19 protein-coding genes are annotated in these 26,294 nt (G+C 44.8%); 14 read left to right on the plus strand and 5 right to left on the minus strand.

Annotation, left to right across the window (positions count from 1 at the left end; translation table 11 throughout):
- The first annotated feature begins 55 nt into the window (after positions 1-55).
- Both brnQ and R7P74_RS19640 read left to right on the plus strand, forming a co-directional pair.
- Positions 56-1,366, plus strand: coding sequence for a branched-chain amino acid transport system II carrier protein (gene brnQ / locus R7P74_RS19635; protein WP_104980348.1), 1,311 nt, complete (start codon positions 56-58; stop codon positions 1,364-1,366).
- A 103-nt stretch (positions 1,367-1,469) separates the two neighbouring features.
- Positions 1,470-2,678 (plus strand): GGDEF domain-containing protein, encoded by a 1,209-nt coding sequence (locus R7P74_RS19640; RefSeq protein ID WP_318123100.1) that lies wholly within the window; start codon positions 1,470-1,472, stop codon positions 2,676-2,678.
- A gap of 43 nt (positions 2,679-2,721) precedes the next feature.
- Here the strand turns inward: R7P74_RS19640 and R7P74_RS19645 are convergent, their stop codons facing one another.
- A complete protein-coding gene (locus R7P74_RS19645; RefSeq protein WP_318123101.1) occupies positions 2,722-4,071 on the minus strand; it encodes a sigma-54-dependent transcriptional regulator in 1,350 nt (449 codons plus the stop codon).
- A 175-nt stretch (positions 4,072-4,246) separates the two neighbouring features.
- Here R7P74_RS19645 and R7P74_RS19650 point away from each other — a divergent pair, with 175 nt between their 5' ends.
- The 3 genes from R7P74_RS19650 (at position 4,247) to R7P74_RS19660 (ending at position 9,242) form a co-directional block, all read left to right on the plus strand.
- Positions 4,247-6,319: a sensor histidine kinase gene (locus R7P74_RS19650; protein ID WP_262634465.1), complete on the plus strand. Its 2,073-nt coding sequence runs from the start codon at positions 4,247-4,249 to the stop codon at positions 6,317-6,319.
- A 212-nt stretch (positions 6,320-6,531) separates the two neighbouring features.
- On the plus strand, positions 6,532-7,659 hold the full coding sequence (locus R7P74_RS19655; protein WP_225474143.1) for a conjugal transfer protein TraF: 1,128 nt from the start codon (positions 6,532-6,534) through the stop codon (positions 7,657-7,659).
- Positions 7,660-7,850: 191 nt separating this feature from the next.
- Positions 7,851-9,242, plus strand: a complete 1,392-nt coding sequence (locus R7P74_RS19660; protein WP_225474142.1) for a glycoside hydrolase family 1 protein — start codon at positions 7,851-7,853, stop codon at positions 9,240-9,242.
- Positions 9,243-9,341: 99 nt separating this feature from the next.
- On the opposite strand, the gene R7P74_RS19665 is transcribed toward R7P74_RS19660, so the two are convergent.
- Complete coding sequence (locus R7P74_RS19665; RefSeq protein ID WP_213893597.1) at positions 9,342-11,378, minus strand: PhoX family protein; 2,037 nt, start codon at positions 11,376-11,378, stop codon at positions 9,342-9,344.
- Positions 11,379-11,644: 266 nt separating this feature from the next.
- Here R7P74_RS19665 and R7P74_RS19670 point away from each other — a divergent pair, with 266 nt between their 5' ends.
- Together R7P74_RS19670 and R7P74_RS19675 are read left to right on the plus strand one after the other, a co-directional pair.
- Positions 11,645-11,983, plus strand: a complete 339-nt coding sequence (locus tag R7P74_RS19670; protein ID WP_005374208.1) for a YggL family protein — start codon at positions 11,645-11,647, stop codon at positions 11,981-11,983.
- 1,336 nt (positions 11,984-13,319) lie between these two features.
- Positions 13,320-14,219, plus strand: coding sequence for a LysR family transcriptional regulator (locus tag R7P74_RS19675; RefSeq protein ID WP_017635526.1), 900 nt, complete (start codon positions 13,320-13,322; stop codon positions 14,217-14,219).
- Here R7P74_RS19675 and R7P74_RS19680 read toward each other — a convergent pair.
- Positions 14,187-14,531, minus strand: coding sequence for a DUF5329 family protein (locus R7P74_RS19680; RefSeq protein ID WP_213893598.1), 345 nt, complete (start codon positions 14,529-14,531; stop codon positions 14,187-14,189). The genes R7P74_RS19675 and R7P74_RS19680 overlap by 33 nt on opposite strands.
- A gap of 82 nt (positions 14,532-14,613) precedes the next feature.
- The gene (locus R7P74_RS19685; protein WP_031780877.1) at positions 14,614-15,627 is read right to left on the minus strand and encodes an MBL fold metallo-hydrolase; all 1,014 of its coding nucleotides are present in this window, start codon (positions 15,625-15,627) and stop codon (positions 14,614-14,616) included.
- Positions 15,628-15,782: 155 nt separating this feature from the next.
- On the opposite strand from R7P74_RS19685, the gene R7P74_RS19690 reads away from it, so the two are divergent.
- The 3 genes from R7P74_RS19690 to R7P74_RS19700 all read left to right on the plus strand — a co-directional run bounded on the left by R7P74_RS19690 (position 15,783) and on the right by R7P74_RS19700 (position 18,126).
- Positions 15,783-16,397, plus strand: a complete 615-nt coding sequence (locus R7P74_RS19690; protein ID WP_137282875.1) for a TetR/AcrR family transcriptional regulator — start codon at positions 15,783-15,785, stop codon at positions 16,395-16,397.
- 329 nt (positions 16,398-16,726) lie between these two features.
- Positions 16,727-17,632 (plus strand): 30S ribosomal protein S6--L-glutamate ligase, encoded by a 906-nt coding sequence (gene rimK, locus R7P74_RS19695; protein WP_005374224.1) that lies wholly within the window; start codon positions 16,727-16,729, stop codon positions 17,630-17,632.
- Between the two features lie 65 nt (positions 17,633-17,697).
- Complete coding sequence (locus R7P74_RS19700) at positions 17,698-18,126, plus strand: ATP-dependent zinc protease family protein (RefSeq protein WP_005384193.1); 429 nt, start codon at positions 17,698-17,700, stop codon at positions 18,124-18,126.
- A gap of 66 nt (positions 18,127-18,192) precedes the next feature.
- Here the strand turns inward: R7P74_RS19700 and R7P74_RS19705 are convergent, their stop codons facing one another.
- Positions 18,193-18,918, minus strand: a complete 726-nt coding sequence (locus R7P74_RS19705; RefSeq protein ID WP_005384195.1) for an MBL fold metallo-hydrolase — start codon at positions 18,916-18,918, stop codon at positions 18,193-18,195.
- Between the two features lie 323 nt (positions 18,919-19,241).
- Between R7P74_RS19705 and speA the strand changes: the two genes are divergently transcribed.
- The 4 genes from speA (at position 19,242) to R7P74_RS19725 (ending at position 26,166) form a co-directional block, all read left to right on the plus strand.
- Complete coding sequence (gene speA / locus R7P74_RS19710; RefSeq protein WP_047102851.1) at positions 19,242-21,152, plus strand: arginine decarboxylase; 1,911 nt, start codon at positions 19,242-19,244, stop codon at positions 21,150-21,152.
- A 1-nt stretch (position 21,153) separates the two neighbouring features.
- Entirely contained in the window at positions 21,154-22,074 is a 921-nt protein-coding gene (gene speB, locus R7P74_RS19715) for an agmatinase (RefSeq protein ID WP_005374233.1), read from the plus strand.
- 409 nt (positions 22,075-22,483) lie between these two features.
- Positions 22,484-23,689, plus strand: a complete 1,206-nt coding sequence (emrD, locus tag R7P74_RS19720; RefSeq protein WP_225474141.1) for a multidrug efflux MFS transporter EmrD — start codon at positions 22,484-22,486, stop codon at positions 23,687-23,689.
- A gap of 311 nt (positions 23,690-24,000) precedes the next feature.
- Positions 24,001-26,166 (plus strand): S9 family peptidase, encoded by a 2,166-nt coding sequence (locus tag R7P74_RS19725; protein ID WP_318123103.1) that lies wholly within the window; start codon positions 24,001-24,003, stop codon positions 26,164-26,166.
- Positions 26,167-26,294: the final 128 nt, after the last annotated feature.

A 26,294-nucleotide genomic window follows, 5' to 3' on the forward strand; every position in this document is an offset into this window, starting at 1 on the left:
CATACTCCTCCCATTCCTTTCAGTTTCTTCCAAGCGAAACATAAGAGGAATAACAATGTTAAGCGCACGCAATATCGCCGCTTTGGGCTTCATGACTTTCGCCATGTACTTAGGCGCGGGTAACCTGATCTTCCCTCCATTTTTGGGTTACCAAGCAGGTGAAAACTTTCTGAGCGGGATGTCTGGCTTCCTCTTGACGGGTGTAGGTCTGCCTGCGATGGCACTAGTGATGGTGGCTATCGTAAACGGTTCAGACAAATTAACCGCTGCCCTACCTAAACCTTTGGCGACCAGTTTCTGGGTAATGGTATTTATCGTAATTGGCCCTGCGTTCGTGATTCCACGTGCAATTACCGTGGCTTACCAATTCAGCTTTGCGCCAATGTTTGGTGATGCAGCTTTGGTGCCTTTCACTATTGCCTTCTGTGCTATCACCATTCTATTTGCCCTATATCCGGGTAAATTGGTCGACAACCTAGGCAAGATCTTAACGCCTGCCTTGATGGCAATCTTGATCATCATGTCTGTGACGGCTTTGGTTTCTCCTGCAGGCGAGCTAACTGCCGCAACGGGACCATACGTATCTGGCGCATTTGCTGAAGGCTTGACCCAAGGCTACATGACCATGGATGCGCTAGGTTCTATCGGTTTTGGTTGGATCATCTTCCGTGCGATTCGCAGCATGGGTGTAGATTGCCCGAAAGCGACCGCAAAATACACGCTAATTGCAGCTTTGATGTACGCGGTTGCCATGGCATTTGTTTACATCTCATTGGCTTACATTGGTTCGACAAGCTCATACTTGGGTTCTGAGTTCAGCAATGGTGGCGACATTTTAACGGCATTCACCTTCAGCCACTTCGGCGCATTTGGCTCACTATTACTAGGTGCCGTGATGGTATTGGCGTGTTTGACTACTGCTATCGGCGTAACCACAGCAGGCAGTGAGTTTTACGACAACACTTTCAGCAAAGTGAACTACAAAGGCTGCGTTATCACGACCATGGTATTGGCTGGTTTGATCGCCAACGTAGGTCTAGAGCAACTATTGGCTATCACATTACCAGCGGTTGTGGCGCTTCACCCAGTAGCGATTGCATTGATGATCATGGCACCAGTGCGCGACAAGATGTCGCAAATCATGGTCGTCGCAACCGCGTTCACTGCTCTAATGTTTGGTTGTGTTGATGCGCTGCACATCCTAGGTTACATGCCAAGTTCCACTGATGAGTGGATGGGTAATTACATGCCTCTGTACAATGACTTTGCTAGCTGGATTGTGCCTAGCGTATTTATGATGATTGTTGGTCTGCTGTTTACGACGAAAACCAACCAAACCGAACAATTCGAGCTGGTGAATGAATAGCCGTTTAACATAAGACATCGCTCAATAAGTGCGTTACTATGTAGCTCGCTTATTGATATCAGGCAAAGGAGTTGCCTGAATGAAAGATTGATATGGGTCGCCTATGGATAATCAGTATCTAGACATCAGAACACTGAACTTTATCGTTATTCTGTTCTCTTGCATTTACTCTATTAGTCTGCTTTGTTATCAATACACTCAGGGTAGAGTCAAAGGCTTAAAAACCTTCTCGATATCACTACTGTTTATTGGTTTAGGCCCTTTTTTACTTGGCTTTAGAGGCTCTGCGCCAGACTGGCTGACCATCGTCATAGCCAACACTCTCATATTAGTCGGCTTCTTGCTTACGCTATATAGCGTAAGCATTTTTCGTCAATATCCTTTAAAATTGGCTCACTGTCTTACCTTGTTAACACCTGTTTTCAGTGGTTCATTTTACTATTTCACCTTCCATGACCCTTCTATCAAAAGCCGCATTATTTATCTGAGCATGTATATTTGTATCGTCACCTTCTTTAGTGGTGTCGCCATGCTTAAAGGTACCCAAAAGGACTTAAAGCTCCCTGTTAAAGCAATGGCTTACTCTTTCTTTGGATTTAGTTTTTTTATGGGATTTAGGGCGCTTTGGAGTACTTTTTCAGGTGAGTTACCAAGTTTTATGGTCGCAGGCCTTATCCATCAGCTGACTTTCTTATTTAGCATCTGCCTGATCGTTGCTTTGAGCTTTAGTATGCTGTGGTTAATTAACGGACGCTTGGTGCAATCCATAAATGATCTCTCTCATTTAGATGCACTCACAGGGCTATATAATCGTCGAGCCATGGAAGAAATCGTTCCAAACTTGGTTAGTAAAGCACATAAAAAAAGCCAAGCAATCAGCATTATTATGACTGATGTCGACAAGTTCAAAGCGATTAATGATCACTATGGTCACACGGTTGGCGACTCCGTCATGGCAACGATCTCCACTATTTTTAAAAAGCATCTTCCTGAGTCAGCCTGCATTGTGCGATTTGGTGGTGACGAGTTCATGATTGTTTTGCTCGAAAAAGCACAACAAGCCAAAATTGTCGCAGAGCAAATTCGCCTTGCGGTCGAAACTGAAACCGCTTTGCGATCATTTAAAACTGAAGTGACCATGAGCTTTGGTATCAGTCAGTTATCTGAGGGGCAATCACTTCAAGAGGCGCTTGCTGAAGCAGACGAAGCGCTATATAGCTCTAAACATACTGGAAGGAACCTCGTTACCTTGTTTGGAGAAGGTAAAGACCTAAATTATAAGTTTGTCCCAGCTCCTGCCAAAAGCGCATAACATGTTTGTTATGCCAATGATTTTACATTAGCTAGAAATCGTACTAAGTATAGTCGGAGCGATTCAAACCAAACTTCTGCATCTTTTGGTTAAGGGTTCGACGTGGTAAATCCAACTCCTGCATCACCTCATTGATGCGTCCATGATGCCTGACTAAAGAATCATGTAGCACCTTACGTTCAAAGTTATGTAGCTGAATCGCCAACGGCACGCCCGCATGCGTCTCTTCGGTTGTTGAGGATGGTCGACTAGAGAGAATTTCCATTACGGAGACGGTTTCATCCAATGCAAAACGCATCGCTACATTCCTAAGCTCACGCACGTTACCGGGCCAAGCGTAAGCAAGAATGGCTCTTCTATCGGCTTCACTAAGCGGACGACTCTCAGGGTTACTTTTCAGGGCAAAGTGTTCGAACAAGATCAACGCGTCTTCTTCTCGCTCACGTAGTGGTGGCAAATAGATCTGCGCTACATTGAGGCGATAGTACAAATCCTGACGAAACTCATCATGATCATTGAGATCTTCTTTCGCGGCGGCGATCACTCTCAAATCAACTGAGATCTGTTGATTGCCTCCAACGCGCTCTACTGTATGTTCCTGTAATGAACGCAGCACTTTCACTTGCATGGACAGCGGCATACTCTCGATTTCATCAAAGAATAAGGTGCCTTTATCCGCGTATTCCAATTTACCAATGCGCTTTTTACCCGCTCCAGTAAATGCCCCAGCTTCGTGCCCAAACAGCTCACTTTCAAACAGATTCTCAGGAATAGCACCACAGTTGATTGGCACAAAATGATGGGTTCTACGTTGGCTTTCATTGTGCAAACTGGTCGCTACTAGCTCTTTACCACAACCTGTTTCACCGTAAATGATCACGTTGGTATCAATGCGTGCTAACTTGGCTACTTGTTCTCTAAGCTGTTGCATCACTCGGCTTCGCCCAATCAACACTTCTTCTAAGCCGCTAACACTAGATAGGTACTCTTGGCGATCTTGAGTAGAAGTTTGTGCGCGATAACTCTCGACCGCTTCGGTCACTCGTTGGGATAAGCGCTCAGGTTGAAAAGGTTTCTCGATAAAATCGAACGCACCGTTTTGTAATGCGCCTACCGCCATATCGACATCACCATGTCCGGTGATCAAGATAACTGGTGTTGGAATATGATTGGCAATCAGGCTTTCTAGTATCGACAAGCCATCGGTGTCTGGCAGGCGAACATCACTGACAATCGCATCAAATTCTTGGCTAAGAATGGCCGCTTTGCCCTCTTCGCCTAAACTGAATGCGGTCACATCGAACCCAGCCAGTTGCAACCATTGGCTGGTAGCCTGACGAACAATGTCATCGTCTTCGATAAGTGCAATTTTAGGGGTGTCGTCAAAAGCCATGAGTTACTGCCTGCTTTATGGGGGAAAGAAATCGCTCTTTATTAACGGTAGCAAAAACCACTGAGGAGAAAAGGAGCTAGATCTCACTTCTTGCTTACAAGTCTTTAACATCCAACCAGTTAGGCGCACTCTTTAATGACTGTTGGTGAGAACGCACTAGCTGAATGGAGTCGGTATGCAGCGCAAAAGGAATGGCAAAACATGGCTTGTGGTCGCAATTGCGGCAGTGCTGATGTTGTCTTGCTATAGCGCCAGCAGAGAGGTGGCTCGTCAGTGGTTGAGCGTACAAACTCAAACCGAAGCTCAACAAAAACTGCTCGACTATATTGGTGAAGTTCGCCGTGCACTCAAACGCTTCTATCACCTGCCTTACCTCGTCACCAATAACCCAGAAACCATCGCTTTTGTGAAAGGGAATCTGACTTATTACGAACCGTTGCAAACCCAACTGACTCAACTAGATAAAGCCGCCAATACGGAAGGTTGGCTAATCCTGTCTAACTCTGGCGAAGTATTGGTCTCAAGTCTAATCGAAGAGCGCTTTAGCTTGTCTGACCGAAAAGCCATTGTGGAACAAATTCACAATCAAGGCGGTGGGGTTTCCTTGGTGAACAAAACCAAAGGTTCGAGCCCGTTGTATTATCTTGCAGCCCCTATCTATGACGGTCTAGATATCGCAGGTATTGTCGTGGTGCAAATCAACCTCAGCCTGTTGACCGAACAGACCATTACCAGCCAAGACATCATTACGTTGCAAAATCGCCAGCAACGCTTTTTTCTATCGAGTAGCTCGCTCTATAACGCAGACTGGTTTAACGAACCAAGCAACACCGTTCAGTTAGAAACGCAGCGCTTATACGACAACACCAACATCAGCGTGTGGACGCTCAACCAACAACGCTATTTTGCGCACACCGTAAAATTGGATGATTTGAATTGGTACGTAAGCTATCTCACCCCTTCTAAGCCGATTCAGCAAACCATCAACGTAATTGGTTGGAGCGTAGCAGCGCTACTCTTATTGGTTATATTACTCGTCATCATTGGTCTACAACGTCGCCAAAAGCACATCAATCAACAGCGAATTCAAGCCCTGTTGGAAGAGTCCCAACGCCGCTTGAAACAGATGATCAATAAGACCCACGTTGGTTTGCTATTGATTGATGAACAAGGTCAACTGTTCGATCTCAACCCAATGGCGAAGCGTTTGTTCTGTTTACCAGAAAGCGTCAATCGACACGCTTTTGCTTGGGAGTTATTCGATGCAGGCAATCCCAATTCCACCACACTTAAGTTGCTCAAGGATTTACCTAAACATAAAGAGCTCGCAGAGATCAGCACGGTCGAAACCATTGCCAGACGCAGCGATGGAAGCGTCTTCCCTGTCCTGTTCTCGCTAACCAGTTTCCCTTGGCATGGCGAGCAGTATTTCCTTGCGACGATCATCGACATCAGCAAGCGGAAAAAAGCCGAGCAGTCACTGCAACAGGTCAACCAAGAACTGGCGCAACGGGTAGAGGAACGAACTCAAGCGCTAAAAGAAGCGCAAAGCCAGTTAATTGAGTCGAGTAAAATGGCCGCCTTGGGTCGCATGTCGAGCGCGATTACTCATGAGCTCAATCAGCCACTGACAGGCTTGCGTACCCTGCTCACAACAAATGAACTGTTAGCAGAACGTGGCGAAACCGAGATGATGAAAGCCAACAACGTATTGGTGCAGAAGCTGATTGATCGCATGGCAAGCATGACCAGCCAGTTAAAGACGTTCGCCTATAACAAACCAGAAAGCCTACAAGCAATTTCTCTTACCTCCGCACTCGAAGAAACCCTACGCGTTTATCAAACCCAATTAGACAAAGTGGATGTGCGTGTTCGTGTTCCTCATGACTTACCTAATATCATGGGTGAAGAACAACGACTGCTTCAGGTGCTCGGTAATCTTGTCTCGAATGCGCTAGACGCAATGAACCATACCACCAACCCGCAGCTCAGCTTGATCGTCAACCCAACCGACAATCAGGTCGAACTGATCGTCAGTGATAATGGCTGCGGCGTGTCGAATGAGATGCTTGAATCCATGTTCGAACCCTTCCAAACCTCAAAGAAAATTGGTGAAGGATTGGGGCTGGGTTTAGCGATTACGGCCAACAATATGCGTGATATGCAAGGGAAAGTCAGCGCACAGCTCAACACTACTGAAGGAATGTCCTTCATCTTAGTATTTAAACTCGCTCCTCACCGAAGCTGACCCAACTTCTCCCATATCTCAATCCTTTTCTCTCAATAAGAGAGCAATATAAACCCTGTTCAACTTTATAAAGCGAGTTGCCTAACCTACGCTTAACTTGATGAATCGCCACATACCATTCATCAGAACAATTTTTGGTGGTTGACACCAGTTTTAGCTCCCACCGTCTAATTTAATGATAAGTAATTATTTAAAATAAGAATGGATGCGTTATGAGAAAAATAACTTTAGCTGCAGCAGGAGCGCTTTTTATATTATCACCTTACGCTTTTTCTGCACCTTACGCTGCCGACGCTCGAAGTCATGGTATGGGAAATACAGGCGTCGTTTCTGCTGACTATTTGACCGCACCCCTACATAACCCAGCCTTAGGTGCCCTCTATCGAGAAAATGATGATATCGGTCTGCTCATTCCGGCTGTCGGGGTTAATATCCACGACGAGGATAAAGCGTTGTCAGCCGTAGATGACGCCCAAGACCTTTATGATAGTATTCAGGGCATTCCTACTCCAGCGAACGAGGCCGAGCTTAATCGCCTCCTCGATCAGTTGGATAAGAGCGTCCCAGTTGTCATTAACGGAGGGCTAAGCCTCGCAATTGCTATTCCGACGCGCTACATGTCTGTAAACCTGTTTAGCACTGGTTATGTGGAGATACTTGCTGCACCCGATATCTCAGATTCAACAAACACCGCAGATCGATACCTCAATTCTGCCGTTAACCTAGCTGCTTTCGGTAATGTGGAATATGGTATTGCTCTATCTCGTGCTTACACTATAGGCGAACAACAATTCGCATTTGGTATTACACCAAAATACCAACAACTTAAAACCTACACACAACGTACAACACTAGACGACTTTGATATCGAGGATTACGACAAAAGTGAAGTATCAAAGAATACTTTCAATATGGATCTTGGGGTCGCTTGGTATCACAACGCATTTAGAGCAGGCCTTTCATTAAAAGACGTCTTCGAGCAAGATATTGAAACAAAACTGGGCAACTATACCTACGAACTCACACCACAAGCGACAGTTGGCATCGGTTATGTCGGGAACTATGTAGCTCTGAGCTTAGACGCCGATCTCACCAAACAAAAGCGCTTTAAAGAGCTCGACGATGACACTCAGTTTATTCGTGTCGGTATCGAGGGGAATGCTTGGGGGTGGGCACAACTTCGCGCTGGTTATGAAATTGACCTAGAAAATAATCTCGATGACTCAGTGACAGGTGGCATTGGCATCAGTCCTTTTGATGTGATCAGTTTAGACCTCGCTGGCTCTTACGCTGGCGATAACCAGTTTGGTGCGGCGGCGAATTTAGCATTTACGTTTTGAATATGAATGCCAATCTAAATTCACTTAGGTTGGCATTGTTAACAACCATCCTATATATCAATGTTTATCATTACTGACGTTTGGTGATGAACTGATAAAAATACGATCTCGATACAAGTATCGAGGTGTCTCCTACACTATTCTCAAGCAATAAATCCACAAACATTTCCTAAATATAAAGAGTGAGAAGCATGATTAAGTTTCCTGAACATTTTCTTTGGGGTGGTGCCATTGCTGCAAACCAAGTAGAAGGGGCGTACAACCTTGGGGGTAAAGGGTTATCGACATCAGACATGCTGCCAAACGGTATTTTGAGTCCGCATCAAACCCGTGAAGAGCGTACACCGGGTATCAAAGACGTGGCGATCGACTTCTACAATCACTACCCAGAAGACATCGCGCTGTTCAAAGAGATGGGCTTTAACTGTCTGCGTCTCTCTTTAGCTTGGAGCCGCATCTTCCCGAACGGGGACGAACTAGAACCTAACGAAGAAGGTTTGGCGTTCTACGATAAAATTTTTGACGAACTTGCCGAGCACAACATCCAACCTTTCGTGACCTTATCTCACTACGAAATGCCTTACGCACTGGTTGAAAACTATGGCGGTTGGGGCGATCGTCGCGTCATCGAATTCTTCGAACGTTATGCTCGCACAGTGCTGGAACGCTACAAAGACAAAGTGAAGCTGTGGTTAACCTTCAACGAAATCAATATGTCTCTACACGCACCATTTACTGGTGTTGGTTTGCAAGAAGGCGCCAGTGAACAAGAGATTTACCAAGCGATTCACCACCAGCTAGTCGCAAACGCAAAAGCGGTAAAACTGTGTCAGCAAATCGTACCTAACGGCAAAATTGGTAACATGCTGCTTGGCGCAATCAACTACCCATACACCTGTAACCCTGATGACGTGCTTGCTGCAATGCATGAAAACAACAAGTGGTTGTTCTTCGGTGATGTACAAACACGTGGTCAGTACCCTGGCTACATGAAGCGTTACTTCCGTGAAAACGGCATCGAAATTCAGATGGAAGCAGGCGACTTAGAAGAAATTGCATCGGCAAGTGTCGATTTCATCTCATTCAGCTACTACGCAAGTGGCTGTGCAAGTGCGGATCCGAAACAGAAGGAAGTGGGTAACATTGTCGATAGCGTACCAAACCCATACCTTGAAAAGAGCCAGTGGGGTTGGTTGATCGATCCAAAAGGCCTTCGCGTTCTGCTGAACTTCCTTCACGATCGCTACCAAAAGCCACTGTTCGTCGTAGAAAACGGCTTAGGTGCACGTGATGAAATCGATGAAAACGGTGAGATTCAAGATGATTACCGCATCGCTTACTTGAACGACCATCTTGTACAAGCACATGAAGCAATTTTGGATGGCGTTGAGCTGATGGGCTTCACCAGTTGGGGACCAATCGATTTGGTCGCGAACTCAACCGCTGAGATGAGCAAACGTTACGGCTTTATCTATGTCGATCGTCATGATGATGGGCAAGGAACGCTAGAACGTAAACGTAAGAAAAGCTTTTTCTGGTATCAAGACGTGATTCGTACTTCAGGCGGTTCATTGAAAAGCTAAGCCTGTTGTTTAGGTACAAAGTGCAACTAGGCATTCGCCTAAACCATCAAGCCCTGCAATTGCAGGGCTTGAATTTTAAGGTGTTTATTCATTTAGAGATTAAACTGCAATCTCTCCACCGTCTTCACGGCGAATAACCACTGTCGCCGCTCGTGGGCGCACAGAAACACCAGCAGGCGTTTCTTCGGCTGCATCTTCACTGTATGGCCAGTTGCCTGGGTGCTGAATATTCACAAACAATGATTTGTAATCAGGGCTGATGGTAAAGCCTGTTACTTCACAACCATTTGGTCCGACAAAGAAGCGTTTCAATTCAGCTTGATTATCCGCACCAATCACAGCTTGATCACCATTCTCATCTGTTAGCTTAGATGGCACAACAGCCAACATTTGATCATTGGTGTAAGATGTAACTTCATCTGCGCCGTTATCAGTCTGAATCCACAAAATACCACGGCCATCAAACGCTAATCCGTCTGGACTCGCAAACTGGTTTAACTCATTCAAGCCAGAACGGTTGGTATCTGCATCACCATTTGCTGGCGAACCAAACACAAAGATATCCCAATTAAAGTCAGTTGCTGAAGCACCTTCATCCCAACGAATAACATGACCAAACTTATTATTCAAACGTGGATTCGCAGGATTGGTTTCATCTGTACGGCGCGTATTGTTCGTCAATGTTAAATATACTGAACCCGTGAATGGATCAACCGTACACCACTCTGGTCGATCCATTGGTGTTGCCCCAACTAAATCCGCCGCACCCGCAGTATTGATGATAATTTCAGCCAGTGAATCAAAGTGATCCGCTAATGTACCACCAGCGGTTGTTACGCTATCAAGCGTTAATGGTAACCAAGTACCTGTGCTGTCTTCATTGAAGCGCGCCACATACAGTGTGCCTTCGTCCATGTACTTGTCACCCATCGCCAAGCGGTTATCAGGGTTAGCATCTGCTGGATCCCACGCTGCCGCAGATTCAAATTTGTATAGGTACTCAAAGCGAGAATCGTGACCAGAATAAAATACCACTGGTTTGCCTTCTTCAAGCTTACCGAAAGTACAGCCCTCGTGACGGAAACGACCTAGCGCAGTACGTTTCTTCGCACGTGAGTTTTGCGTGTAAGGGTCAATCTCGACAATGTAACCGTGACCATTGGCTTCATTACGGTAATCATCCATCGCACTTGCTCCTGTTGGAGCCACATTAAAGCGAGAGAACTCATCAAGACGCTCTTCTGCATTTCCTGCTAATGTCTCCCACAAGTAGCGTGTGCTTTGGTCATCAACACCAATGCGATCTTGCTCTTCTGTACGAGTCCCGGCGTTAACAAAGTAACCAGGCCAGTTCTCTTCACACGTTAAGTACGTGCCCCACGGCGTGTAGCCGTTGCCACAGTTGTTTAACGTACCACGCGCTTGGCTGCCATCTGGTGAGAAACGAGTGACAGTTAAAGATGTGTAGGCCACCGGGCCAGACAAATCCATGACTGTCGCACCAGTATAACGACGGTTTAGTGGGTCGGTATCAACCAACTTCCACATGTTGTCTTCCAGTTGAATGCGAACCACTGACACACCGTGCGCGTTAATCTCTTTACGCACTTCATCTACAATGGTACGTACGCCATTTTCAACCGTCGGACCATTTGGATGCAGTGCTGATGTGTCGATGTACTCGTGGTTAATACATAGCAAGCCATCTGTAGTACTATCGTTCAATGGGAAAAAATGCATGCCGTCATGGTGCATGCCTAGCGCATTTAACTGATCGGTACTGGTGTTGGTACCATCATTTTGCCATGCGCTGCCTTGCGCATTAAGTGGTGTTCCCCAAGGTACTAGTACTTGTGCGGTGTAGCCTTGTGGAATTGAAACTGCGTCAGTGAGTGAGCCAGGGATAGATTCAAAGTTAAGAACGGCTTTAGATGCGCCCGAACCACTGCTTACTGTACTCCCTGAGTCAGACGAGTTACAACCAGCCAATCCGAAAGCACCAAACGCTGTCATCGCACTGATACCTAAACCACCTTTCAGAATGCTGCGTCGAGATAGGCTCGCTTCTAATACTTCTTCAAATGGTTTGTTTTCACTTTGGTTATAACGCGTCGCGTCAAAGGTTTCCTTGCTCATTTTTACTTTCCCGATCTTATAGTTTAATTAATAAATAAGTGATTAGTTGAACGGCAAGAAGTTTGGATAAGAAAAATGACAAAAGTGCTTAAAACATATGAAACTTGTGTTTCAACAATACTGCAAACCAACCAACACAGCTAACGAAGCAATTAAATTCTGGTCACATAATCACCAACTGTATCGCTTCATTCTGATTTTACTTGGGCTAAAGTGTGATAGAAGGTATAAGGTGTACGAAATCAAATCATCTACGAGAGATAATCATGAAATTAGACAAGATCGATAACAAGAGCCGTCGTATCCGTAAAAAGCTGTTCTTAGGTGAGTTCGCAATCCTAGGTTTCGAGATCAGCTGTGAAACAGACATTAACGACTTCGACCGTTACGATGCATTCGTTGATGACTTTATCGACTACATTGACGAGCTTGGTCTTTGCTTCGGTGGCGGTGGTCTAGAACTGTTTGAAGGCTTCCTATGTTCTACTGACCGTTACGGCAGTGCGACTGAAGAACAGAAAGCGCAAGTTATTAAATGGTTAGAAGCACGTCCAGAAGTGAAAAGCGCGCAAGCGGGCGAACTAGTTGACGCCAACTACCTGTAACTAAAGGGCAACCTGTAATACGCAGAGCTCAGTAAATGGTAGAGAAAGCTGGTCTTAAGACTGGCTTTTTTATTTTTTGAAGAATGCGATAGTAAAAATAGGGGTTTGGGAAGTTGCGCGGAGTGAATGTGATTGTGGTGTTTTTGAGCTGGCAATCAACGGGAAACTGTGTTCCACAGCCAGCTCGTGCCTTTAGGTATAATTAACTATGATTTTTTAGCTGGGGCGTCTTTCGTGTCTTTCCAGTATTGAATACGCACACGATGTAGCTGAGCTCTTCTAGTCTTTTTCATAGTAAAGTCCCTCATCTTATATAAGTAACGCTCCTCATGGAGCTTATTGTCTAAGGTCGTATCCCCTTCAATCTATAAGGGAATCAATCATTTAACCGTGACATATTTCACAACATAATGATAAATACCGGTTTCTTGCAGCCTGTTTTTACTGGCAAACGGCATATTATCTATCTGACACGGTTAACTTACTCACCAGATATGACAGAAAAATGGCAATCAAGTTCCCTACTTATACTGTCATTGAATCTTAATAAGGATTAACAAGGTGGGCATTTCAGATTTACCATACTGTTTATAAAAACCGCAAGAATTTTTATTTCTTTTCAAACAAATCTCTACTCAAGATCAATTCACTTTCATCTTTATCGTCTCCCTTTTAACGCATTGTGATCCAGTTCAATCCACAGAACTCGGAACAAAAAGCGCACATTAATACATTCACCACCAAACTTGTGCGAGATCTCTTACAAGAGTTGTAAGCAAATAGATTAATCACCTCTAAGAGCAATGCCAGAAAAAACATTAAATATATGATTTAAAAGTAATATTTAAATTCACTTAAAATAATAAGTAAAAATAATTTAGAAAAGTTAATTGAGTCAAATCAGCAAAACATCAATACTCAATTTGTCGACAGGATGTTGGCGGGAACAGGAAAAAAGCCTAAAGGATTGGGTATCTTCAGGATGAAGATTTGATAGCTTAGGATGAGTTGTCAGCAAGGATGTAGTTAAGCTCTAGGATAGAGTTCGCCCGTCAGGATGATAGGCAAGAATGGACACCGCTAGGAAGGCGATGAACAAGGAACTCGGTTAAAGGACTTAGCCACAATCAAGGATAGATGCAGGGAGCACCTATTAGTAGCTGGATTGCTGCGAAAAAGAATAAGCCCCGTCTGGGAAACCAGGCGGGGTTTTATTTTGTCTGTAATGTATTGATAGCGATTCATCTTTATCGTTTAAGTCTTCTCTGTTTTCATAAAACACCGTGCTATCATTTTCTTTACGTCTCCCAACAAAGCTCTCAGAAAATCACACACTATGCTTAATCCTGTTTGGTTACATACATTTAAGACATTGATTGAAGTCGGTCATTTTACGCAAACGGCAGAAAAACTTTTTATGACTCAGCCTGGCGTCAGCCAACACATCAAAAAATTAGAGCAAAGTTGTCAGCATGCCTTGATCAAGCGCGAAAACAAAAGCTTCGAATTAACCGAGCAAGGCAGGATTGTCTACGCATATGCGCTCGAGTTAGAAGATAGAGAGAAGAAGCTGCTCGAAGAGCTCAGTTTTGATGATGCGTTTTCAGGCCACTGTAAACTGGCTTGTTCTGGTGCAATGGCGTTAATGTTGTATGGGCCCATTTTGGAGAAGCAAAAACAGCACCCGAGCTTATCGTTACATTTAGAAGCCGCGCCAAATCAATCTATTCTCAACGCCATAACGCAAGGGCACATCGATATTGGTATCGTGACTGATGTTCCCAACAAAGGTCTGTTTCACAGTGAGCGAATTGGTAAAGAGAGGTTGTGCTTGGTTCTGCCAAAGCATTATCAAAATAAGCAGATAACGCCACAACTCTTGCATGACTGTGGTGTCATTAGCCACCCTGATGCCGAGCATTACATGACGCTGTTTTTTGACCAATGTGAAGAACCACAGCTCCAAGAAATTAAGATGAGCGATTTACCATTATCCGGCTACGTAAATCAATTGAGCCAAATTTTGCTGCCTGTCAGCAAAGGACTTGGCTTCACCGTGCTGCCTCAAAGTGCGGTCGACAATTTTCCATTAAAAGACACGTTATACATTGCTCAACTGAAAAACACTGTATGTGAAGAGCTATTTCTGGTTCGTAAGCGCAGTCGTGCTCTACCTCTGCGCTATCAGACCATCAAAGAAGTGTTATTGGATGTGATCGGTGGTGCGCATCAATGATGCTAGCCACTCTTCGCTGGTAATGCGTTCCTCTTGGCAATCCACCCAATATGGTTTGCCAGATAACCAACTTTTCGACGCAACTTCTTTTATAAACACATCCACGGAATCAACGTCATCTTTGGCGTAATCCCATTTATTGCGCATGTGTTCTGCTGCTTCTTGATTAGTGTACGACTTGCCGTTGCGGATAAAGGTGCAAGAGGATTGCTCAACTCGTGTTATCAACGTCGAGATATCTTGCTCTACTCCTGCTAGTGCAAAGGTAGGCAGAATGCTTAATGTAAGTAACAACGTCCACTTTGCTTTCATCGCACCTTTATCCTTATCCCTGACCAAGTAACTACTAATAAGTGACTTAACTATTCTGATGTTTGGCTGTTTAGCTCAGCCATTATTGCCACCATGCCTTCGCAGGCTGAGGCTCCGCAATCGCCAAGCGTTGACCAATCTCAGGGCTCACTAACGTTACACCGCGCTCTTCACTGATATCTAACGCGCGTTGCATCGGCTCATTCCAATCATGCATCGATAAATCAAACGTACTGTTGTGAATTGGCATCATCACTTTGCCCTGCACATCAATGTGTGCTTGAACGCTTTGCTCTGGGAACATGTGAATGTCTGACCAAAGTTCATTGTATGCGCCGGTTTCGATCATAGTGAAGTCAAACGGACCGTACTTTTCGCCAATCTCTTTAAAGCCATTGAAGTAACCAGAGTCACCACTGAAGAACACTTTATGTTGCTGTGCATTGATAACCCAACTGCCCCACAGCGTCGTATCGCGGTCTGTCAAACCTCGACCAGAGAAATGCTGAGTCGGAGTTAGTGTATATTCAATGCCGTCAACAGAGTGTGACTCCCACCAGTCTAGTTCGATCACTTTCTCTTTGGGTACACCCCAATTCACCAGTAATTGGCCTACTTTTAACGGCACCAAGAAAGTGCCCACCTTGTCGCCTAGCACTTTAATAGAAGCTTTATCTAGGTGATCGTAATGGTCATGACTGATCACCACCACATCGATAGTTGGCAAATCTTCTATCGTGATGGGGGTTTGGTGAAAGCGTTTTGGCCCTGCCCATTGTACAGGAGACGCGCGATCACTGAATACAGGGTCGGTCATTACCAGTTTTCCATCGAGCTTCATTAATACGCTTGAATGACCCAGACGATAGATGACGTCATCTTGCTCTTCTAACAGTTGCCGCGCTGTGATCGCATGCACTGGAATTTCAATCGTTGGTGTTGGGTTAAGGCGCTCAGTCGTAAAATACGCTTTCATGATTTCGAACATGTCGCCCAAACCGCTTTTGTATTCCAACTCTGTATTTGCAAATTTGTCCGGGTATGTTGGCGCTTTTTCAGTATCAACATTAGAACAAGAAATCATTGATGTACCCATCGCGAACGCTCCTACTGTGGCTAGCAAAGTTTTTTTCATAAAAAGTTAACCCGAACAAAAGTAAACTACACGGTGCAGTTTACATTCTAATTATCAAAAGTAAACTACTTAGTGTAAAATAGATCAAGAAATGATCTTCTTAACTTAGCAAGCTTATGAATGTAAAAAGAAAAAGTCGTAGCGAAACCAAAAGAGAAGCCATCTTGTGCGCGGCAAGGCAAGCGTTCCAAGAGTTTGGGGTGCAAAACACCAGCATGGATAAGCTCTCTGCAATCGCACAAGTCTCTAAGCGCACGGTCTATAATCACTTCCCTTCTAAGGAAGCGATCGTGACGGAGTTGCTGACTGAGCTTTGGCGTTCGTCAATAATGGAAAGCGATATTAAACGCTTGGCCACTCTGCCACTCAAAGATCAATTGATTGAATTACTCTACAGCGAGATCATTGTGGTGACGGAACCAAACTATATTGAGCTGGCAAAAGTGGCATTTGGGCACTTCTTATTTAAGCCAGAAGATCTCAAAGAACAAGCAGAACAAATGTCGAAACAGGAAACCGCCCTGTACCGCTGGCTTACGGAGAAATCGAACAGTGGCGCTTTGCAAATTGATGATGTACATATAGCAAGCACTCAATTGCACAACTTACTTAAAGGCAGTGCATTCTGGCCGCAGTTAATGGGAATTCGCCCCTCTTTGTCGAATGAAGAATCTAGGCTGTTAGCTACCCAAACGGCGGAACTTTTTTTAAGTCACTATCAAAACAGCTAAAAACAGCGGTCAAATTGGCCGCTTTTTTAAGCGATAATTCGTGACAAAGCGATGAAATTTTTGCTCAATTTTATTTATCTCACCCTTGACAGTCTCATACCGCAAGGCGTGAGCGTTCGATAAAATATTTTTGTCGTGTCGACGATGCTTTTTCGTTTTCATCTCACAAAAAAACGCCCTAAGGTGCGCACCTCTGACGACGTGGTTGTTCAACCACAATTCTAAATCGTTGAAGTAAGTAGGTTATGTCATAACATGATCACCTGCCTACTGCATTCTATGCTCTATACTTATATTTTAATTTGGTACTGACTTACTAAGGAATTGCCATGCGTATTGCTATTCTCTCTCGTAATGAGAATTTATATTCAACCATGCGCCTAAAACAGGCGGGTGAAGAACGTGGGCATCAAATCGATGTGATCGACACGCTTCACTGTTATATGGACATTACGAGCAACAACCCTAAGATCCGCTACAAGGGTGAAGAATTACCGCAATACGATGCTGTTATTCCACGTATTGGGGCATCTATTACGTTTTACGGCACTGCTGTTGTACGTCAGTTTGAAATGATGGGTACATTTTGTGTCAACGAATCTGTCGCGATCAGCCGCTCTCGTGACAAGTTGCGCTCATTGCAACTGCTATCACGTAAAGGCATCGGTTTGCCACGCACTGGCTTTGCTCACCATCCTGACAACATTCAGGACGTGATCAAAAACGTTGGTGGCGCACCTCTAGTAATTAAATTGCTAGAAGGCACTCAAGGCATTGGTGTTGTACTTGCTGAAACAAATAAAGCGGCAGAAAGCGTGATTGAAGCTTTCATGGGTTTGAAAGCTAACATCATGGTGCAAGAATTTATCGAAGAAGCAAAAGGCGCGGACATCCGTTGTTTTGTTGTCGGAAATAAAGTAATCGCCGCAATGAAGCGCCAAGCAAAAGAAGGCGAGTTCCGTTCTAACCTTCACCGTGGCGGCTCTGCACAACTCGTGCGTTTGAGCAAAGAAGAGCGTGCGACCGCTGTAAATGCAGCGAAAGTGATGGGCTTGAACCTTTGTGGTGTGGATATCCTTCAATCTAAAAATGGCCCAGTGGTAATGGAAGTGAATTCTTCCCCTGGTCTAGAGGGCATCGAACTAGCAACGGGTAAAAACATTGCAGGTATGATCTTCGATTTTATCGAGAAAAACGCTAAGCCAAATTCAAACCGTACTCGCGGTAAAGGTTGATTTTTGTTTAACGCACAAGAGAGCCAAAAACCGGCTCTCTTGTTACTCGTCGCTAGGATGACACTATGAATCAGAAAATGATCATTGGGAATGCCGAAGCTATTTGCTTGCCAGAGTTAGGGATTACTCACCTTGAAGCGCGTATTGATACAGGCGCTCAAACCTCTTCATTACATGTAGACAATATTGATTGCTTTGAAAAAGATGGTCAGTCTTATGTTGCATTCGATCTGCACCCAGATGTATACCATTTAGAACAAGTGGTTCGCTGCACAGCGAAACTAAAAGCAAACCGTAAGGTTAAATCTTCTAACGGTACTTTTGAGCACCGCTGCGTGATCACAACGATGCTGCGTATGGGCGACCAACAATGGCCAATCGACATTACGTTGACTAACCGTGAAAAAATGACTTACATGATGTTGTTAGGTCGTCAGGGCATGGCAGACAAAGTGCTCGTTGATCCTAGCCAATCTCACTTATTGGCATCTTAACCCCGTAGCTTCAGATGAGTGATCGAACGTTTTTGTTGAGCATCACTCGTCTGGCTTTATCTTCGCCTATTTCCTACGAAATAACGCAAACAACAATCCCTTCGCTTTAACTTTTGTCACTCGCCAGTGCGTCATTGGCTTAGTCGGCGCTGTATTCAAAATGTGCTGATACGCTTTTTCATCCAAAGTCACCTCTCCCCCATGTGCCAAAAGCAAACATTGCGGATTCATCTCAAACACACGCTTTAATGATTGCCGATATTGATTCGGATGAAATATGGGAAACGGCGCAATCAGATGCTTTTTCACCTGCACCATTAAATCCGCCACATACAGCACATCTTGTTCAGAATGATAAACCGACAGATCTCGGTCGGTATGCCCAAGCGTTTCTAGCACCTGCCAATCATCAAATCCAGGAATAAACTCTCCATCAATAAGTTCAATATCTGGATTTAACTTGCGGGAATACCAAAGGTTTTGCTTTGGTTTACGCATCCGATTCGCCATCCAGCGTGCTAACATTAAATCGGTCAAATGCATTAGCCAACCGTCTACACCGCTATACCACTGGCTCTCTCGCTTTGCGGCCAATAGCTTACATCCTGTTAAATCACGTAGTTTGTGCGCACCACCAGCATGGTCTGGATGCATGTGGGTCACAACAACCAACTTTAGGTCAGAAAAAGGACGATGGAGTTGATGTTCAATAAAGTCTTTAAGATGAGGAATGTCTGCTCGACTGGCACCATCAAGCAACAATAATTTATCGGGATATTCGGCGAGATACATGGTCTGAATGTACCCCTGAATTCTGTGCAGCTGCAAAATATGTCCTTATTTTAGTGAGATGCTTCATGACCGAATCCTTACTGGTCAGACCAACTATAACAGCAGAATGGACGCTTCGGTAAACAAATATTCACACGTAGCGACGACAACAAATCATAATCGAGATGATAGATTTTAATCATTAGACTCAAGGGCCCTTTTATCCGTTAATGCGCGCACACGGAGTTCGTGTCAGGGTATGAGGTAAATACCTCATGATTTGCTTTTTTGTACTTTTCCTTCTAATTAATTAAGGAGTTAAGTACATTTTTGTGAGAATCGAGTTGGAAAAAGCAACTAAATTAGACCGCATCCGCGCGGACTACAACGTTCACTACTGGAGCCAAGGTTTCTACGGCATTGATGACCAAGGCGAAGTATATGTATCACCACGTAGTGATCGTGCACATCAAATCCCTTTCAGCGCTATTGTAAATGAGCTAGAAGCGAAGCAGTTAAATCTGCCTGTATTAGTACGCTTCCCGCAAATCGTGCACCAACGTGTGCATGGTATTTGCCACGCATTCAACCAAGCAATTGAAGAATACCAATATCCAAACAAATACTTGTTGGTGTACCCAATTAAAGTAAACCAACAACGTGAAGTGGTGGATGAAATTCTAGCGAGCCAAGCTCAACTAGAAACCAAGCAGCTTGGTCTTGAAGCGGGTAGCAAGCCAGAATTGTTGGCGGTACTTGCATTGGCTCAACAAGGTAGCTCCGTGATCGTGTGTAATGGCTACAAAGACCGTGAGTATGTGCGTCTTGCACTGATCGGTGAAAAGCTGGGTCACAAGGTATTCATCGTACTAGAGAAGCTTTCTGAGCTGGATCTGGTACTAGAAGAAGCGAAAAGTTTGGGCGTAAAACCGCGCCTTGGTTTACGCATTCGCCTCGCCTCTCAAGGCGCAGGGAAATGGCAAGCAAGTGGCGGTGAAAAATCGAAGTTTGGTTTATCAGCATCGCAAGTGCTTAGCGTTATTGAACGTCTTAAACGCGAAGGCAACCTAGACGCGATGCAACTGGTTCACTTCCACCTTGGTTCACAGATGGCAAACATCCGTGATGTACGCAATGGTGTGAACGAGTCTGCACGTTTCTACTGCGAACTACGCGCACTCGGTGCAAACATCGAGTACTTCGATGTGGGCGGCGGCTTGGCAGTGGATTATGACGGCACACGCAGCCAATCATCGAATTCGATGAACTACGGACTTGCAGAATACGCACGTAATATCGTCAACACAGTGGGCGATGTGTGTCTGCAATACGAACAACCAATGCCAGTGATCATTTCGGAATCGGGTCGCTCGCTAACAGCGCACCACGCTGTATTGATTTCTAACGTAATTGGTACCGAATCGTACCTACCGGAAGAAGTACATGAGCTTGATGATGACGCTCCGCTTTTGCTACAAAACATGTGGCGAAACTGGGAAAACTTACAAGATGGTACAGACGCTCGTGCGTTAATTGAGATTTACAATGATACCCAAAGTGATTTGGCAGAAGTGCACTCTCAATTTGCTACAGGCGTGCTTAACTTGGAGCAACGTGCGTGGGCAGAACAATTGTCACTGCGCATTTACTTCGAATTAAGCCGCAAGATGAGCACTAAGAATCGCTTCCACCGTCCGATTCTGGACGAGTTGAGCGAACGTCTTGCGGATAAGTTCTTCGTGAACTTCTCTCTCTTCCAATCTCTACCAGATGCTTGGGGTATTGATCAGGTGTTCCCTGTTCTGCCACTTTCTGGTCTGGGCGAGGCGGAAGAGCGTCGTGCAGTGATGTTGGACATCACATGTGACTCTGATGGCGCGATCGATCACTACGTTGATGGTCAAGGCATCGAGAGCACGCTACCTGTACCAGCTTGGAGCAAAGACAAACCGTACCTAATGGGCTTTTTTCTAGTAGGCGCATACCAAGAAATCCTTGGTGACATGCACAACCTATTTGGTGATACCCACAGTGCTGTAGTCAATGTTGATGAACACGGTCAATTTGAGATCAGTTACATCAACGAAGGTGATAGTGTAGAAGACATGATGCGCTACGTTCATATCGACGTGGATGCGATTCGTGACAATTATAAACAATTGGTTTCACAGCGAGTTGAAGCCAATGAACAAACACAAATCCTAGCAGAACTAGAACAAGGTCTAGCAGGATACACCTATTTAGAGGACTTCTGATATGAATGATTTGTTTACTAAAACTGATTATTCGCTTTACTCCAACTCTATGTCGTTTTTACGTCTGCCGTACATTCGTAACCCGGTATCGGCAGACGCAGACGTTGTGGTGTTGGGAGTCCCTCTGGACATGGCAACATCTGGTCGTCCAGGTGCGCGTATGGGTCCAGATGCAATTCGCCGTGCCTCAGTCAACTTGGCATGGGAAGGTAAGAAGTTCCCGTGGAGCTTCAACGTATTGGATAAACTGAAAGTGATCGACGCAGGTGATCTCGTGTTCGATTGCGGTGATGCGGAAGATTTTACTTACCGCCTTGAAGCGGCAACCAGTGAAATTCTAAAAAGTGGTAAAACCATGTTGGGATTGGGCGGTGACCACTTCATCACGCTACCTATCCTACGTGCCTATGCGAAGCATCATGGCCAAATGGCGTTGATTCACTTTGATGCTCATACGGACACCTATGCAAATGGCAGTTCATACGACCACGGTACGATGTTCTACCATGCGCCGAAAGAAGGTTTGATCTCAGCAAAGAACTCAATACAAATCGGCATTCGTACGGAGTACAAACAGCAAGATCACGGCTTCAATGTGATTAATGCGATGCAAGCGAATGACATGTCGGTGAACGAGATCCTAGAAGAAATTCGTCGCACCGTCGCAGACAAGCCAGTATATGTCACTTTTGACATCGACTGCTTAGACCCGGCCTTCGCACCGGGAACTGGTACACCAGTTTGTGGTGGCTTGAACTCAGACAAAGCGCTGAAAATTATTCGTGGTTTAGCCGGCATGAATATCGTGGGTATGGATGTTGTCGAAGTATCGCCTCCATACGACCACAGTGATGTTACCGCACTAGCGGGAGCAACCATCGCACTAGAAATGCTTTACGCATACGCATCTGAGCGCGAATAGACATAATCATTTCTAAGGGAGCTTCGGCTCCCTTTTCTTTCTGATGCCTTCCTCCACCTTTTATTCACTCGTTTCATCTTGAACTCAGATCAACCGAGCAGACGCTTTATTTTTGCACTTTAACCATTAAAACCAGTTACCTATAAGGCTCATTCTATTCACGAAAAGTAAAAGATTTAACTTAATTAGACAAAGAAATGCATCTCTTTTTGAAAACAAAATCGGATTAGTTTTTCTAATTGAAATCATAGATTTTTATCTTGCTCAACTTCACACTTTTCGATTGCTAATTATACAAGCAAGCACTATTATCTCGCGCAAATACCCCCGCAACACAAGAATTCAGTTGGCACTCTATAAAAGAGCGCTAAGGGTTTTTACGTCTTAAATTTTTTGGAGAGATACGCAAATGTCTGCTTCGTTTCCATTAGCGAAACTTACCTTTTTAATCGCTATATTGACTGCCGTGGGTCAAATGACCCAGACAATGTACGTGCCTTCAATCGGTCATATGGCGGGCGAGTTTTTGGTATCTGCGTCATCACTTCAAGCTGTGATGGCTTGTTACCTAATCCCATATGGCTTGTCGCAATTTGCGTATGGCACACTATCGGACCGCTTGGGACGCAAACCGATCATCATCGTCGGGCTGCTTATCTACATCGTGGGTACACTGGTAGCATTATTTGCACATCAATTTGAATGGTTCTTGATTGGTAGCTTTATCCAAGGCTTAGGTATTGGCTGCGGCGGTGCGATGTCACGCACTCTGACTCGCGATTGCTTTGAAGGCTCTGATCTACACAGAGCAAACAGCTTAATTAGCATGTGTGTGATTTTCTCACCATTAATGGCACCAGTATTAGGCGGTTACCTAACAGAAGCTTTCGGATGGCGGTCGAGCTACTTGTTCTTAGCGCTATTTGCTATCGCGGTTGTGATCACCATGATGACAAGCATGATGGAGACGCTACCAAAAGAGAAACGCAAATTCGAACCAGTAGCCAAAAGCTACAAACACGTTTTGTCTGACCGTCGCTTTCAAGGCTTTTTGATTTGCCTGGTTGCAACATTCGCTGGTGTGGGTGTATTCGAAGCGGCGGCTGGGGTGTTGTTAGGTGGGGTATTAGAATTACCAGCAACAACGGTAAGTTTGCTGTTTATATTGCCGATCCCAGGTTACTTGGTGGGTGCAGGCTTATCTAGCTACATCGCAAGACATCGCTCTGAGCGTCGTGCTCTAAATGTAGGCTTGGTCTCTATTTTTGTAGGCTCTGCTATTGTGCTCATCCCAGGCTTGTTTGGTTTAACCACGGCATTAACGCTGGTTGGAGGCGCAACCGTGTATTTTTTGGGTGCGGGTATTCTCTTCCCAGCAGCAACAACTGGAGCGATTGCGCCATTCCCATACCATGCAGGAACAGCAGGCGCGACATTGGGTGGCATGCAAAACTTGGGGGCAGGTGTCGCAACTTTGCTCGCGTCACTATTTCCAGCGCATAACCAGATGCCTTTGGGCATTTTGATGATGGTAATGTCGGTAATTGCAATGCTTGGGTTAATGTGGGTGAATCGAGCACACAATCACTCAAACGAAGTACCGCAAGTTATCTGATCATTATCAGCTTACTTTCAAAATCCAAAAGGGACACACTCAACAAGTGTGTCCCTTTTTTCATATCACACTATATCGATTTCCCGATGAGAATGATTTAACTTTCGAATTGATATTTGTTAAAAATAACAGCTGCTTACACAATGTGTTTTCAGCTTCCTTCAAATTGAGTATCCAACTCGGAAATATTGAGGATTCTCACTTTTTCGGTATACCCCATAACAAAGAATGGACAACTGAAAACCACTAACAAAATGAAAGCCCAGCCCTCAGGATGAGGCCACTTGGGTGTACAATAAGGATAAAATCAGATGCGTTTCACTTTAACTACGTTGGCCGTCTCGGTCGCGCTTGTCGCCGGATGCAGCAATCAAGGAATCCCCAGCATGACTCAATACTCCCAAACACAGATCGTTGCTCAACAAACTCAAGCTCCGGTTGCGAAAAAAGTCCCTCACTCGATGACTATTCATGGCGATACCCGCGTTGATAACTACTACTGGATGCGTGACGACGAACGTAAAGACCCTGAAATTTTACAGCACCTAGAGAAAGAAAATCAGTACGCAGAAACCGTTCTAAAGCACACTGAAACACTTCAAGATACGCTATTTGAAGAAATTAAAGGGCGCATCGCAAAAGACGACAACTCAGTACCTGTTCGTAAAAGCAACTACTTCTACTCCAGTGAAGTGACCGGAGATAACGAGTACGAAGTCCATTTGCGAGCTAAAGACTTTGCAGGCAAAGACAAACAAATCATTTTAGATGTCAATGAACTTGCAAAAGAACATGAATTTTTCAGTATCGGCGGCCTATACGTTAGTCCGAATGAAAACTTATTGGCGTATGGCGAAGACACATTAAGCCGCCGCGTGTACACCCTTAAGATCAAAGACCTGACAACAGGCAATTACCTACAAGATGAAATCGAAGGGGCCTCAAGCGCTGTCGCATGGCAGAACGATAACAACGCCTTTTACTACATCAAAAAAGATCCACAGACCTTATTGGGCTACCAAGTTTATCGTCATGTATTGGGCACACCACAAAGCAGCGATGAGCTGATTTTTGAGGAAACCGACAGCGCCTATTACACCTCACTAAGCAAAAGCAAAGATGGCGAAGATATTTATATCTGGCATTCGAGTACAGAAACCAGTGGGGTCTCTATTATTGATGCGAACAACCCTAAAGCAAAGGCGAAACCGTTCTATCCTCGTGAAGATGGCATTGAATACAGTATTTCTAAGCTAGGCGATTGGTACTACATTTATACTAACTACCAAGCCGTCAACTTCCGTTTGATGAAAGTTCATCAAAATGACATGCATGACCGCTCTAAATGGCAAGATGTGATTGCCGCAGACGACAACACTCAACTTGTCGACTTCGAGTTATTCGATGATCACATCGTCTATGAGCAGCGCTCTAACGGCCTAGCAAGCGTCACTGTACGTCAGCTTTCAACAGGAAAAGAATTCGCCCTCACATTTAATGACGATGCGTTTGCTGCCTATTTGACAGGTAACCTAGAGCTGGATAACGAGAAAGTTCGTATTTATTACAGCAGTTTAACCACTCCAGGAACCTACTACGATTTCGATCTAACAACGGGCGAGTCAGAAATCATGAAGCAAACACCTGTACTTGGTGATTTTAATCCTGACAATTACCAATCAGAACGCATCATGGTCACAGCCCGTGACGGTAAAGAAGTACCCGTTTCTTTGGTGTATCGTAAAGACTTATTTAAGAAAGATGGTACGAATCCACTCTACCAATATGGTTATGGATCTTATGGCGCAACCATTGAGCCAACTTTCCGCTCGACACGTTTGAGTCTATTGGATCGCGGCTTTGTTTACGCCATTGCTCATATTCGTGGATCTGAAATGCTTGGCCGCCCTTGGTATGAAGACGGTAAAAAACTAACCAAGCAAAACACATTCAACGACTTTATTGATGTGACTAAAGGTTTGGTTGAACAAGGCTACGGCGCGAAAGATAAAGTCTTCGCTGTTGGTGGCTCTGCAGGAGGTCTCTTAATGGGGGCTATCATCAACCAAGCACCAGAACTGTACCGCGGTATCGGTGCACATGTTCCGTTTGTAGACGTGGTAACCACTATGCTAGATGAATCAATTCCATTGACCACCAATGAGTATGATGAATGGGGTAACCCAAATAACTCAACATACTATGACTATATGTTGAGTTACTCGCCTTACGACAACATCAAGGCGCAAAACTACCCGAACATGTTGGTAACGACTGGCTTGCACGACTCTCAAGTACAGTACTTTGAACCAATGAAGTGGGTCGCCAAACTTCGTGAAATGAAGACAGACGATAACGTCTTGTTGTTCAAAACCGATATGGAAGCCGGACACGGCGGCGCATCTGGTCGATTTAAGCGATTAAAAGAAGATGCGCTAGAGTATGCCTTCTTCCTCGATTTACTCGATAAAAAATAAGCGTATTAATAAATACTGTATCTCTAACAACAAAAATGCCCGCAAGTTGCGAGCATTTTTTATAGACGCACTCTCTAAACAAGGAGTGGGGTTACCTAAGCACAGAATGACCAGCGTCTCTTATAGCC

Source organism: Vibrio sp. 2033 (assembly GCF_033339735.1).